This window comes from Pedobacter sp., from assembly GCF_040513095.1.
Classification (GTDB): domain Bacteria; phylum Bacteroidota; class Bacteroidia; order Sphingobacteriales; family Sphingobacteriaceae; genus Pedobacter.
This window is the reverse complement of sequence record NZ_JBEVDX010000014.1, coordinates 29,988-44,140: the sequence shown is the minus strand read 5'-3', so window position 1 is coordinate 44,140 and position 14,153 is coordinate 29,988. Positions and strand designations below refer to the sequence as shown.

General features: G+C 44.5%; 8 protein-coding genes. All 8 read left to right on the top strand.

Annotated elements, in window-relative coordinates; genetic code table 11:
- Position 1: 1 nt before the first annotated feature.
- The 8 genes from ABWY16_RS02245 (at position 2) to ABWY16_RS02210 (ending at position 14,132) form a co-directional block, all read left to right on the top strand.
- On the top strand, positions 2-1,165 hold the full coding sequence (locus ABWY16_RS02245; protein WP_353903024.1) for a glycosyltransferase: 1,164 nt from the start codon (positions 2-4) through the stop codon (positions 1,163-1,165).
- 7 nt (positions 1,166-1,172) lie between these two features.
- On the top strand, positions 1,173-2,219 hold the full coding sequence (locus ABWY16_RS02240) for a prenyltransferase/squalene oxidase repeat-containing protein (RefSeq protein ID WP_353903023.1): 1,047 nt from the start codon (positions 1,173-1,175) through the stop codon (positions 2,217-2,219).
- Complete coding sequence (locus ABWY16_RS02235; RefSeq protein ID WP_353903022.1) at positions 2,206-3,246, top strand: UbiA family prenyltransferase; 1,041 nt, start codon at positions 2,206-2,208, stop codon at positions 3,244-3,246. The genes ABWY16_RS02240 and ABWY16_RS02235 overlap by 14 nt, the downstream gene beginning before the upstream one ends.
- A 92-nt stretch (positions 3,247-3,338) precedes the next feature.
- The gene (locus ABWY16_RS02230) at positions 3,339-4,304 is read left to right on the top strand and encodes a glycosyltransferase family 2 protein (RefSeq protein WP_353903021.1); all 966 of its coding nucleotides are present in this window, start codon (positions 3,339-3,341) and stop codon (positions 4,302-4,304) included.
- 91 nt (positions 4,305-4,395) lie between these two features.
- Positions 4,396-7,209, top strand: a complete 2,814-nt coding sequence (locus tag ABWY16_RS02225) for a family 78 glycoside hydrolase catalytic domain (protein ID WP_353903020.1) — start codon at positions 4,396-4,398, stop codon at positions 7,207-7,209.
- 10 nt (positions 7,210-7,219) lie between these two features.
- Entirely contained in the window at positions 7,220-8,365 is a 1,146-nt protein-coding gene (locus tag ABWY16_RS02220; RefSeq protein WP_353903019.1) for a glycoside hydrolase family protein, read from the top strand.
- Positions 8,355-10,787, top strand: coding sequence for a glycoside hydrolase family 2 TIM barrel-domain containing protein (locus ABWY16_RS02215; RefSeq protein WP_353903018.1), 2,433 nt, complete (start codon positions 8,355-8,357; stop codon positions 10,785-10,787). The genes ABWY16_RS02220 and ABWY16_RS02215 overlap by 11 nt, the downstream gene beginning before the upstream one ends.
- Before the next feature lie 12 nt (positions 10,788-10,799).
- A complete protein-coding gene (locus ABWY16_RS02210; RefSeq protein ID WP_353903017.1) occupies positions 10,800-14,132 on the top strand; it encodes a glycosyl hydrolase in 3,333 nt (1,110 codons plus the stop codon).
- Positions 14,133-14,153 lie beyond the last annotated feature (21 nt).

Here is a 14,153-nt window from a genome sequence, read left to right as displayed (position 1 = left end):
AATGCGTAAAATAGTTATCGTAAGTTCTTGTACCGAAGATTGGGGCGGCAGTGAAGAATTATGGGGCAGAAGTATTCCCCCATTGCAGGCAGCAGGCTTTAGCATTTCCGTTGTAAAATACTGGATCAACAGACAGCATCCGGAATTTGTAAAACTGGCAGCAAGAAATGTGGGTTTGATCGAGATCTTCCCTAAGCGGTCTATACCAAGACGGGTAGTCGGTAAAGTAAGCAAAATAGCAAATCAAACTGCGCTGGCACTAAAGCTAATTGAGCCACAGGGGGAGGATTTTAGTAACTATATCAAAATCATGAAGGGGGAAGCCCCGGAACTGGTCATCATTTCGCAGGGAATTAACTTCGATGGCCTGAAAATGGCTTATCAGTGTTTACTGTTGAAAATACCATATGTGGTTATCTCACAGAAGGCAGTGGATTTCTACTGGCCGCATAAAGATGACCGTGCCTTTATGCTTGAAGCCCTGCAAAAGGCAGAAAAAAATTACTTTGTTTCGCACCATAACCACAGGTTAACTGAAGAACAGTTTGGTAAAAAACTACCGAATGGCCAGGTGATCTTTAACCCGATGAAGCTCTCCGGCAATATCGTACCCTATCCCAAATCTACTGCAGTCTATAAAATAGCCTGTTTGGGAAGATTGTTTTTGCTGGATAAGGGACAGGACGTGCTGATCAGAATTCTGTCTGAACAGAAATGGCGTGATCGTCCGATCCTTATTTCATTCATTGGAAAAGGAACAGACGAGGCCGGACTAAAGGATATGGCTGCCTTATTAAATGTTACCAACGTTGAGTTCCGCGGCCAGATCGATGATATCGAGAATATGTGGAAAGACTATCATGCTTTGGTATTGCCTTCAAGAAGTGAAGGCTTGCCCTTATCGATGGTAGAAGCGATGTCTGCAGGCCGCCCCGTAATCATATCAAATGCTGGCGGCAATACAGAGCTGGTAGAAGAAGGCGTAACCGGATTTATTGGCTATCCCAATGAAGAGTCCTTTGCGGAGGCAATGGAAAGAGCCTGGGAACGCCGTGAAGAGTGGGAGCAACTTGGGAAGAACGCTGCGGCATTTGTCGCGGCTAACGTACCTGAGTCGCCCGAAACCGACTTTGCCAATCTGATTTTAGCCTTGATGAAAAGATAACCGGAAAATGAGCATTTTGGAGACAGCGATAGAACAAAGTATCTTAAGGGGGGTGAATTACCTTCACCAGCATCAGTTCCCGAACGGAGAATTTTGTTGTTACATCGGTCATGAAGACAGCATGAAGGATACTATTCCGGATGCAAATATTTTTCCAACATCGCTCATCAGCTATTCATTACTGAATCTGGCCCGGCTGCCCAAAGTAGATGCGATGTTGCAGCTTACAGGATCGTTTCTCCAGTATCAGTCCATGCGGGGGGGCGTATGGAACAATTTTACTATGGCTCACCAGTATTTCAAAATATGTCCCGCGTGCGTAGACAATACTGCATGTGCCTCCATTGTCCTTAAAGGAATCAACAGGGAATTTCAGCATAACAAAGAAATACTGCTTTTTAACCGCAACAGTAAAAAACTGTTCTATACCTGGTTTACATTCAGGCCCAATTCAGTGTGGAACAAAGACTACTGGCTCCTGTTGTTAAGGGAATTCAGGCATCCCCTGAGTACGTTACTTTTCTGGACACAGAACGAAGCAGACAAAAATGATATTGACGGAGCCGTAAATGCCAACGTCCTTTTTTACCTGGGACTGAACGACGAAACTTCTCCTATAGTTGATTTGATGATAAAAATTATTGCTGATCATCAGGAAGACAACTGTGACAAATGGTACCGGAATCCTTTTACAATTTATTACTTTTTCTCCCGTAATCTGCATGCCGGTATTGCAGCTCTTGAACCTATCAGAGCACCTATCATACAGCGCATCCTGGATAAAGTAAAGGACAACGGCTCAATAGGGGAAAGCATACTTGACACTGCATTAGCCATCATATCTTTAATTAAGCTTGATTACCGCTCAGCTGTGATTTCCAACGCCGTAAATTACCTCATCGGCGAACAGGCAGAATATGGGGAATGGGCAAGATGGGCATTATACTATGGGGGACCAAAAAAGCTGCAGTGTTACGGCTCTGAAGAAGTTACTACCGCCTTTTGTCTGGAAGCCCTGGCACTTTACCAAATACAAAGTCATGAAGGTATTTAATATCATAAGATCACAGGAATGGTGGGCCCACAAGCTGCCTCCGCTGCTGGCGATCGGTTATGCTACCGCGCTGATGTCAACCCAGCCACTGTATAAAGTGGCTTTGTGGCTGGTCTTTCTGTTAAGCTCACTGGTTGTAGGTGCAATTTATGTAAGTGTGATCAATGATATAACAGATCTTGAAGAAGATATTGCCAGCGGCAAATCAAACAGGATACAGCAGATACCTCCAAAATTCAGGTGGATAATACCTGCAGCATGCGTATTGCTGGGCATTGGCTTTGGATATTTCATCTATCCCGATCTGCTGTCATGCCTGTTATACCTGCTTTCCTGGATCGTATTCAGCCTCTATTCTATTGAACCGGTACGGTTAAAGAACAGGGGGATTCTGGGCGTTCTGGCAGATGGCTGCGGATCACATGTGTTCACCAGTTTGTTAATGGTATCCAGCGTAAGTTATGTTACAAAGCAGCCGATCAATTGGATCTGGTTCTGTTCCGCAGGGATCTGGGCATTATGTTATGGCCTCAGAGGTATCTTATGGCATCAGTTTGCAGACAGGGAAAATGATATTAAAGTAAACCTGAACACCTATGCAAGTAAAGTGGCACCACAGGATTTCAAAAATAAAGGGATTTTGCTGGTAGCATTAGAGATAATATCACTCACAGTAATGTTATACGAGATCGATCTGGCAGCGCCTGTAATTGCACTGGTACTTTATTTTATCCTTGTATACATCCGCTATGACAGGTATAAAAACCAGCTGATCATTGTCATGAAAACTGATGACAGGCCTTTTCAGATCCTGATGGCAGATTACTATCAAATGTTATTTCCTATATCATTATTAGTATTTGCTGTTTCGCTGAATACAGTGAATTTAATCATTCTTGCCATCCATGTTTTATTATTTCCGTATGTATTATGGCTGGCACTTTATGATTATGTGATTTATGCCGCAGCTATATTTTTTAAAAGATTCCGGATGTCCGGTAATAACAATAATAACAATAATATATAGTGGTATGAATCTTGATTACAAGCTTAGCCACCGATTTAATGTAATTTTAGAAGGCATCTGATGATGCTCTTTTACAATAAGAAAAAAAATTAATGGACGTCCAAAAATTAGTTACTATAATCATTCCAACTTTTAACAGAGCAACTAAACTTCCGGATGCAATAGAGAGTGCATTAAACCAGACCTATAAAAACATACAACTGATTGTTGTAGATGATGGGTCCGTTGATCACACCGCAGATCTGGTTAAACAATATCCTTCAGTAGAGTATCACTTCAAGAAAAATGGTGGACAGGCATCAGCCAGAAATGAAGGACTGAAACATGCGAAGGGAACAATCATAGCCTCATTGGATTCGGATGATGTATGGTATCCGGATTTTCTGAAGAACTCTGTAGAAAAACTGGAAAGTGACGAACTGGATTTTGTATTTGCCAACTGGGACCAGGACAGCAAAGGTGGTAAAACATGGGATTTCTTAAATAATGACCCCTTTCTTCAGCCTTATATGGCTAAGGAAAAAAACGGCTGGATTGATTTGACTTCAGCAGAAGTAAGACATCTTTATATCCGGTCATGCCCATCTCCATCTTCCTCTTTAGTGATCAGAAGATCATCTATCATAGATGGCTGGGATGAAGATATGAACATTGGTGACGACTGGTGCATGTATTTGCACACTATCCTGACCAAACCATGTAAAGTCTCTTTTACCCTGAACAAGCTTTGGCACAAAAGGCTCGATGATATCAATATTTTTGACGGACGTAAGTGGAGCGAGGTCATAGAATTTCTCTACATCGCAGATGCAAAAACCAAGCTGATTAAATTTAAAGACCTCTTAACCTTGGAGGAGCGAAAAATTCTGGAAGAGAGATATATGGCTGGCCTTGTTGAATCTGCAAAGCACAACCTGATCCGCGAATTCAGAATTGGAAATTCAGTAAAACTCCTGATGAGATCTTTTGCAGTCAATATTCCCTTCACCCTGAAAGAGATCCCAAAAGTATTCTTTAAGGGGCTTCAGGGTAAAATCATGACTCAGCAGGAAGTTTAGAAAAAATTAAAAGGCAGCTTTTCTTTTCTGCAAAGTTTTCATAAAACTTAGATAAGATCGTAGATGAATCACAGATACATATCCTGTATCTATGTTGATCCATAAACCAAATATTTTATCGCTGCCGATGAGGTTGTTTGTCCTGTTTCTTTTGTTCCTTGCCAGGGTTGTTCATACTGATGCGCAATCACTGAGAGCTGTTAGTTTAAGATGTGAACAGCAGCTCAATCCTGCAGGTATTGAAACCATCAGTCCCCGCCTAAGCTGGCAGTTGGTGTCTGATCGCCGCAGCACACTTCAAACCGCATACCGCATACTCGTTGCTGATGATCCGGAATTATTAAAAGCCAATACCGGGAACATCTGGGATTCTAAAAAGTTGAGTTCCTCAGCCTCTATACAAGTCGCCTATAAAGGAAAGACCCTGCTGGCTGCAAAAACCTATTACTGGAAAATCATGCTGTGGGATAACCATGCGAAGGCATCAGCCTGGAGTAATGTGCAGCAGTGGCAAATGGGTTTGCTTACAAGGGCCGACTGGAAAAAAGCAAGCTGGATTGGCTATCAGGTGATGCCCGACTCTGCGAGGATACTACCCTCGGATTTGGGAAAGCGGGATAAGCCCGGTGGAACAATGAATGACGTGCTGCCGCTGCTGAGGAAAGAAATTACTGTCAGTAAAAAGATTAAAAGTGCCACGCTGTTTATTTCCGGACTGGGCCATTTTGAACTCAGCATCAACGGTAAAAAGATCGGAGATCATTTTCTTGATCCCGGCTGGACTAATTATGAAAAACAGGCATTATATGTTCCATTTGATGTGACTTCCGCATTAAAAAATGGTAAAAATGCTATTGGAGTAATGCTGGGGAACGGGTTTTACTATATACCCAAACAGAAAAAGAGATATAAAAAACTCCTTGTACAATACGGATATCCTAAAATGATCTGCCGTTTGATAGTCAACTATACAGATGGCAGTTCTGAAGATATAGTAAGCGACGAAAAATGGAAAGCCACAGCAGGGCCTGTCAGCTTCTCAAGTATTTATGGAGGTGAAGATTATGATGCCGGTAAAGAGCAAAAAGACTGGGATAAACCATCGTTTAATGATGATCTCTGGATTAAATCTTCAAAAACCAGCGGGCCGGTAATGCTCAATGCCCAGAAAGCCGACCCGATAAAAATATTCGATAACTTTAAACCGAAGAAGATTACCAGAATAAATACCGCTAGCTGGCTATACGACCTCGGACAGAATGCTTCAGGAATAGTTAGGATCTCTGTTAAAGGTAAGAAAGGCGATACGCTGAGAATTACTCCTGCAGAACTGATCAATTCCGATGGTACAGCCAATCAGAAAGCTTCTGGAAAGCCATTTTACTTTACATATATCCTTAAAGGAGAAGGAACAGAAACCTGGCAGCCCCGGTTTAGCTATTACGGGTTCAGGTACCTCCAGATTGATGGTGCTGTTCCTGGCGAAGAGCCAGGCACATCTGCCCCTGCAGAAAATTTACCCATCCTTACTGAAGTAACAGGACTGCATATCAGAAATGCTGCAGAGGAAGCCGGTACGTTCAATAGTTCCAGTGAGCTTTTAAACCGCACAGCAAAGCTGATTGACTGGGGGGTAAAAAGTAATATGATGAGCGTGTTTACCGATTGCCCACACAGGGAGAAACTGGGCTGGCTGGAACAGCTGCATCTGATGGGCAGTTCCCTGCGCTATACTTATCAGGTACAGAACCTGCTGAATAAATCAGTGCAGGATATGGAATTGTCACAAACCAGCACCGGCCTGGTGCCCGAAATCTCGCCGGAATATACGGTGTTTACCTGGGGAGGGGATATGTTTAGAGATTCGCCTGAGTGGGGAAGCAGCAGCATCATCCTGCCCTGGTATTTATATGAATGGTACGGCGATCGGGAGGTACTGGCCAGGGCTTACCCGATGATGAAAAAATACGCCGCCTACCTGAAAACCAGGGCAAAGTACAATATTTTGAGTCAGGGTTTGGGCGACTGGTATGATCTGGGACCGAAACCGCCCGGAGTTTCACAGTTAACCACCATTGGGGTAACTGCTACAGCAATCTATTATTACGACCTGAATATTCTTAGTGAAACTGCCCTGATGCTGGGAAAAACAGCAGATGCAGCCGGATATAAAAAACTTGCTGAGGAGGTGAAGCTTGCCTTTAACCGGAGGTTTTTTAACAGCAAAACAAACAATTATGCAACAGGAAGCCAGACTGCCAACGCAATGGCTATTTACATGAAACTTGTATCGCCGGAACGTAAATCCGCAGTTCTTGCTAACATCATCTCTGACATCAGAAATAACAAAAATAACCTTACTTCGGGAGATATAGGGTACCGTTATTTGCTAAGGGTACTGGAAGACGAAGGCCGTTCTGATCTGATATATGAAATGAACAGCAATCCCGAAGTGCCGGGCTATGGATACCAGCTGGCACAGGGAGCAACCGCTTTAACCGAATCCTGGCAGGCACTGCCCTCAGTATCCAACAATCACCTGATGCTCGGGCATTTAATGGAATGGTTCTACAGCGGATTGGGTGGAATCAGGCAGGAGCAGAAATCGGTGGCCTTTAAAGAGATAAAGATACATCCTGAGATCATAAAAGGGCTTAGCCATGCAGAAACAAGTTACAATTCACCATATGGCCGCATTGCAACTTCCTGGAAAAAAGACGCTGATAAATTTGATCTTGAGGTGGAAATACCAGCGAATACCAGAGCTGTGATCTATATACCAGCTATCAAGGGACAGCAAATTACAGAAGGTGGCAAAGCTGTTCAGCCTGGCTCCGCCCGGTATGAAAAAGGACGAACATTGATCAGAACAGGATCAGGAAAATATCATTTTACCGTACAATAATTATTCGCACATGCCCATTTATAAAGCAATTCAAATATCGATCATCACTTTGTTTTATTATACAGCCATCCAGGCACAATCAGCTGTTATAAAGGAAAAACAACTGAGCCAGGAAAAAATGCAGCAGCTGTATGATGAAATTAAAACACCTTTTAAATACGGACTGGCAGTGGTTCCGGTAGCAGATGATAAGAAACTGGATTGCCCAAGTGTATTCCGCAAAGGGAATAAATGGTATATGAGCTACATTGTGTTTGATGGTAAAGGTTATGAAACCTGGCTGGCAGAAAGTGATGACCTGCTCAGCTGGAAAACCAAAGGAAAGCTACTATCTTTTTCCGCTGATACTATCCGCTGGGATGCAAACCAGAAAGCCGGATATATTGCTCTGCAGAATCCCGAATGGGGAGGCAGCTATGCCTGGGAAAAGTACCAGGGCAAATATTGGATGTCATATTTCGGCGGCAATACCAAAGGTTATGAGGCGGGAGATCTCTCAATCGGCATTGCAAATACGAAAAATGACCCGGCAACTCCGCATGAGTGGAACAGAATAGATCAACCCGTGCTGACTGCCAAAGACAAGGATGTAAGGTGGTGGGAAAACCGTAAACTATTTAAAAGCACTGTCATACGCGACCCAAAGAAATTAACAGGACATGAATTTGTGATGTACTACAATGCCAACGGCGATTCAGCAAAGAATAATATCAAAACACGCTGGTATGAAAGGATAGGTATGGCAGTATCAGATGATATGCTGAACTGGAAAAGGTTTCATACAGAACCTGTAGTTCATCATCCCGCAGGAATCACAGGGGATGCCGTTATTCAGAAAATGGGAGATACGTATGTAATGTTTTATTTCGGAGCCTTCTGGACGGACCGTAAAGGAGGTTTTAACAGGTTTGCGGCCTCGAAAGACCTGGTAAACTGGACAGACTGGAATGGAGAAAATCTGATTGAATCATCCAGACCCTACGACGAAGTTTTTGCACATAAATCATTTGTAGTTAAGTACAGGGGGATAGTTTATCATTACTATTGCGCAGTAAATAAAGCGGGACAAAGAGGAATTGCTTTGGCGACTTCTAAAGACCTGGGTGCAAGTGAGCTGAATTTTGTTACAGCAGAAAGGAAGAGCAATGCGCAATAAACTCATATGGCTGTTCATATTGGTGGCAGGCCTGCAGCTGAGATCTGGCGCGCAGGGGCCAAATGCCGATCAATATAATCAGAGGTTGGAAATGGATTTCAATCAGGGCTGGAAATTCTTTTTAGGCGATGCTGAGGGGGCGTCTGTTCCTTATTTTAAGGATAAGGACTGGGATAAAGTGAACCTGCCGCAGGATTGGAGCATTGAAGGGAATTTTAGTGCAGAACATCCTGCCGGAAATGACGGCGGGGCTTTGCCTGGAGGAACAGGCTGGTACCGCAAGACTTTTCATCTGTCAAAGAATCTGAAAAACCAGCAGATCTATATTGATTTTGGAGGGGTTTACCGGAATAGCCAGGTCTGGATAAACGGGCATCTGCTGGGTATAAGGCCAAATGGGTATATCTCGTTCAGATATGATCTGACGAAGTTTGTAAATTTTGGGAACAGGGCAAATGTGATCACTGTGAAAGCTGATAACTCCCGGCAGCCAAACTCAAGATGGTACTCAGGTTCGGGTATTTACCGTAATGTACGATTGGTCACTACTGGAGATATAGCCGTTGATCATTGGGGAACTTTTGTAACCACACCATCAGTAACTGCAGAACAGGCAACTGTCAGTCAGGTAACAATGATTAAAAATCAGACAGGCAAACTGAAGCAGGCAGAGATTGAGTTAACGCTGTATGATCAGTCAGGACAGCAGGTTGGAAAAGTTCGGTCTAAGCAAGCATTGAAAGATTCAGTCACCAAACTGGCGCAAAGTTTTAAGGTGCTACAGCCCCGGTTATGGTCTCCCGGAAAACCCTATTTGTATACGCTGGTCACCCGTATTTCTGAAGGAAAGAAACTGCTGGATGAATACCGTACTACTGTTGGTATCCGGTATTTCTCATTTGATAGCAAACTGGGTTTCTCTTTAAACGGGCAGCATATGAAGATACTGGGCGTATGTATGCATCACGATCTGGGTGCGCTGGGTGCGGCCATCAACCGCCGTGCAATGCAGAGGCAGCTGGAAATTCTGAAAGATATGGGCTGCAATGCCATTCGTTTTTCACACAATCCTCCGGCAGCAGAGTTACTGAACCTCTGTGATCAGATGGGTTTTCTGGTCATGGACGAAGCATTTGATATGTGGAAAAAGAAGAAGAGCAAGTATGATTATTCCCTGGATTTTGAGCAATGGCATAAAAAAGATCTGGAAGATATGCTGAAAAGGGACAGAAACCATCCCTCGGTAATCTTATGGAGTATAGGCAATGAGATAAGGGAACAATTTGACCCTTCAGGTACCCGAATCACGAAGGAACTTACCGCAATTGTAAAAGCGCTTGATCAAACCAGGCCTGTGATTTCGGCACTGACCGAAACTGACAGCAGCAAGAATTTTATAGCGAAAGCAAATTCCCTGGATGTACTGGGCTTCAATTATAAATTTGAAGATTATGACAAGCTTCCGCTAAACTTTCCGGGACAGAAATTTATCGCTTCAGAGACTACTTCTGCTTTGGAAAGCAGGGGAGTATACCAGTCGTCAGATACGCTGAGGTTCTGGCCTGCGAGCGGAAAACAAAAGTATGTGCTGAACGGGAATGCCGACTGGACTACATCAGCCTATGACAACACAGCGGCCTACTGGGGAACCAGTCATGAAAGGGCCTGGAAAGAAGTTAAAAAACGGGACTTTATAGCAGGTTTGTTTGTATGGACGGGCTTCGACTATCTCGGCGAACCGGTTCCCTATCCTTACCCGGCAAGGAGTTCCTATTTCGGGATTATAGATCTGGCGGGATTTCCAAAAGATGTGTACTACATGTACCAGAGCGAATGGACAGATAAACCAGTTCTGCACGTTTTTCCGCATTGGAACTGGCAGGCAGGTGCAACAGTAGATGTATGGGCATATTACAGCCAGGCAGATGAAGTGGAACTTTTCCTCAATGGCAGATCACTGGGCATAAGGAAAAAAGAAAACGATTTACATGTATCCTGGAAAGTAAAATATGAACCGGGAACATTGAAAGCGATATCCCGTAAAGCTGGGAAGGAAGTGCTCAGTTCAGAAATACATACTGCAGCTGAAGCAGCAAAAATTGTCATTGAAGCGGATAGAAGTTCGCTGAAAGCGGATGGAAAAGATCTGTCCTTTCTGACTGTAAAAGTCACCGATAAAGACGGGAATTTGGTTCCTGACGCTGATCAGCTGATCACGTTTACTGTAGAAGGCCAGGGGACGCTGGCTGGGCTGGATAATGGTTATCAGGCAAATTTATCTTCCTTTAAAGCAGCTCAGATAAAGGTTTTTAAGGGTAAATGTATGGCCGTACTGCAGTCTGCTGAGCATGCGGGATATATTTATGTAAAAGCAAGGGCAGCAGGACTTGCTGAAACCGTGTACAGACTAAGCTGCCGCTAAGAATCACAGAAAATGAGAAAATATAGGCATTCAGTATCTGCAATAATCCTGATCATCGTTTTGATCTGGATGCCGCTGTGCCTGTCTGCGCAGAAAGCCAATGCTCTGCAAACAGCAAAACCCTGGGTTTTCTGGTACTGGATGCAGGCAAGTGTATCAAAAGAAGGCATTCGGGCAGACCTGGAAGCGATGAAGGCTGCAGGTATCGGCGGAGCCTATCTCATGCCCATAAAAGGTGCAACCCAGCCCCCGGTGTATACGCCTGTTGTAGAACAGTTGACGCCGCTATGGTGGGAAATGATGAAATATGCTTTTCAGGAAGCTGCAAGGTTAGGATTAGAGATTGGCATGCATGTGAGCGATGGTTTTGCGCTGGCAGGTGGCCCCTGGATTACACCCCAGCTTTCCATGCAGAAGGTAGTCTCCAGCCAGATAACAGTCAGAGGGGCTGCAGGAAGTGCGGAAAGTATCCGGCTTCCACAGCCTGAAAGTAAAGCAAACTTCTATAAAGACATTGCAGTATACGCTTACCCGGCACAACCCGGGGCTGAGAATTTCAATAAAGCTATAGAACCAAAGGTCACAACCAGCCTGAAAGACAAAACCATGGAAGCTCAGGCGCTGCCGGGAGCAGTTGACAGGACTGATGCCCAAGCAGGCAAGGGTGCTGTTGCAGCATTCAAAACTGATCAGCCCTGCTGGATTTTATACGAATTTAAACAGCCATTTACCTGCAGAAGCATCATCGTCAGAACCGGTGGCAACAATTACCAGGCACACAGGTTAATTCTCGAAGTTAGTGATGATGGGAAGACCTTCAAATCAGTTACGCGCCTCCGCCCGCCCCGTCATGGCTGGCAGGATACAGATGCTGATGTAACGCATGCCATCGCTCCGGTAACAGCAAAATTCTTCAGGTTTAGCTATGATCCTGCAGGTTCGGAGCCGGGTGCTGAAGACCTTGATGCAGCCAAGTGGAAGCCTTCACTTAAATTAACCGGACTGGAACTTTCCCCGGAAGCAAAGATCAATCAATATGAAAGTAAGAACGGGGAAGTTTGGAGGATTAGCGAACGGAGTACTAACGATCAGCTGCCTGCCGAAGTTTGTGTTCCTACAGCACAAATTGTTGACCTCAGTAAAAAACTTAGTCCAGACGGTGTTTTAAAATGGAAAGTTCCTTCCGGCAAATGGACAATTATCAGAATGGGGCATACCACAACAGGGCATACAAATGCTACAGGTGGGGCTGGCGCAGGACTAGAAGTAGATAAATTCAATAAGGAAGCGATTAAATTGCAGTTTAACTCCTGGTACGGGGAAGCCATCAGGCAGGCCGGACCAGAACTGGCCGGACAGGTACTGCGCGTTTTTCATGTGGATAGCTGGGAATGCGGCAGCCAGAACTGGTCGGACATTATCCCTGCAGAATTCAAAAGACGCAGGGGATACGACCTGATGCCCTGGCTGCCCCTGATGGCAGGTATCCCACTGGAAAGTGCCGGAAAATCTGAAGCGGTGCTCTATGATATCAGAAAAACTATTGCAGAGCTGGTAACAGATACATTTTACCAGACCCTTGCTGATCTCGCTAAAGAAAAAGGTGTGTTATTTACCGCCGAAAGTGTTGCACCAACTATGGTTAGTGACGGCCTCAGCCACTTTAAGAAAGTTGATGTCCCGATGGGAGAGTTCTGGCTGAACAGTCCTACCCACGATAAACCAAACGATATGCTTGATGCAGTTTCAGGGGCACACATCTATGGCAAAAATATCATCCAGGCAGAAGCTTTTACAACAGTGAGAATGGCATGGAATGAACATCCGGGGATGTTAAAAACTTTGCAGGACAGGAATTACGCTCTTGGCATCAATAAACTGGTTTATCATGTGTTTACGCATAACCCCTGGATAGACCGCAAACCGGGAATGACGCTTGATGGAGTAGGACTTTACTTTCAGCGCGACCAAACCTGGTGGAAACCCGGAAGAGCCTGGGTAGACTACGCGACAAGAACCCAGCTCTGGCTGCAAAAGGGAACTCCGGTTACTGATATTGCTGTGTTTACAGGTGAAGAATACCCGAGAAGAGCCCTTTTACCCGAGCGGCTGGTAAAAACTTTACCAGGGCTAATCGGCCTGGAGGCAGTTAAAAAGGAGGAAAAGCGACTGGCAAATACAGGACAGCCTTTAACAGAATCACCCGCGGGCGTTCGTCATTCCGCAAATATCACTGATCCGCAGGATTGGACAGATCCGCTGAATGGTTATGCATATGACTCCTTCAATCCGGATGTGCTGATGGATGCTACCGTTAAAGAAGGGAGAGTTGTGTTCCCTTCAGGCGCAAATTATGGTTTGCTGGTGTTTCCTGCAGATAACCCTATGGACCCAAATGGGAAGAATTTGTCCAATGCGGTAAGGGCTAAGGTTGCAAGTCTGAAAAGAGCGGGTGCACATATTTACGTGGCGGCTGATGAAGGTGTTTTCAAAGACAGCTCTTTTGAAAAACTGGGTATCTCAGCAGATGTACTGGCGAAAGATTCTGCTGCCAATGCTGCCCGGAAGATTGCCTGGAACCACCGCAGAAGTGATGAGGAAGATATTTATTTCATCTCTAATCAGGAAGACCGGCAGCGAACCTTAAACCTGTCTTTCCGTGTGAAAGACAAAATCCCTTTTTTATACGATGCAGTTACTGACCGTACTATGGAAGTCAATGAAATGGTCAGCAGTGGAAACAGAACTGTTATTCCCTTGCGGCTTGAACCCAATGCTGCTGTTTTTGTGATATTTAGAAATATGCAGGACGGTTCTAACGATAAGTTAATGTCAAACAGAAAGAGGAACTGGCCTGAGTTTAGCACATTGAAGAACCTTAATGGCCCATGGAAAGTAACATTTGATCCTGCTTTTGGAGGCCCCGGAAAAGAAGTCAAATTTTTTGAGCTGACAGATTGGTCAAAAAATACAGATTCACTCATCCGTTACTACTCGGGTACAGCAGTTTACAGACAGACAATTCAGCTCTCTGATAAACCAGCTGCAAAGCTGTGGCTTAATCTGGGAAAGGTAGCAAACCTGGCAACTGTGAAAGTAAACGGAAAATCTGCCGGGACTTTATGGACGCCGCCTTTCAGGCTGGAAATCACTGACCTGCTCAAAAAAGGTAGTAATGTTATTGAAATTGAAGTCACTAATACCTGGGCCAACCGCTTAATCGGCGATCAGCGCCTGCCGGAAACTAAACGTATTACACAAACTACAGCACCGTATCGTCTTTCTGAAACACCTTTACAGGAATCTGGTTTGTTGGGGCCGCTGCAGTTGATGATTGAAAAATAGCTGAATTCCGCACAGCATTAT

Coding starts and splice junctions, on each gene's coding strand:
- ABWY16_RS02225 (WP_353903020.1), top strand. CDS start 4,396: ATGTTGATCCATAAACCAAATATTTTATCGCTGCCGATGAGGTTGTTT.
- ABWY16_RS02235 (WP_353903022.1), top strand. CDS start 2,206: ATGAAGGTATTTAATATCATAAGATCACAGGAATGGTGGGCCCACAAG.
- ABWY16_RS02245 (WP_353903024.1), top strand. CDS start 2: ATGCGTAAAATAGTTATCGTAAGTTCTTGTACCGAAGATTGGGGCGGC.
- ABWY16_RS02210 (WP_353903017.1), top strand. CDS start 10,800: ATGAGAAAATATAGGCATTCAGTATCTGCAATAATCCTGATCATCGTT.
- ABWY16_RS02240 (WP_353903023.1), top strand. CDS start 1,173: ATGAGCATTTTGGAGACAGCGATAGAACAAAGTATCTTAAGGGGGGTG.
- ABWY16_RS02220 (WP_353903019.1), top strand. CDS start 7,220: ATGCCCATTTATAAAGCAATTCAAATATCGATCATCACTTTGTTTTAT.
- ABWY16_RS02230 (WP_353903021.1), top strand. CDS start 3,339: ATGGACGTCCAAAAATTAGTTACTATAATCATTCCAACTTTTAACAGA.
- ABWY16_RS02215 (WP_353903018.1), top strand. CDS start 8,355: ATGCGCAATAAACTCATATGGCTGTTCATATTGGTGGCAGGCCTGCAG.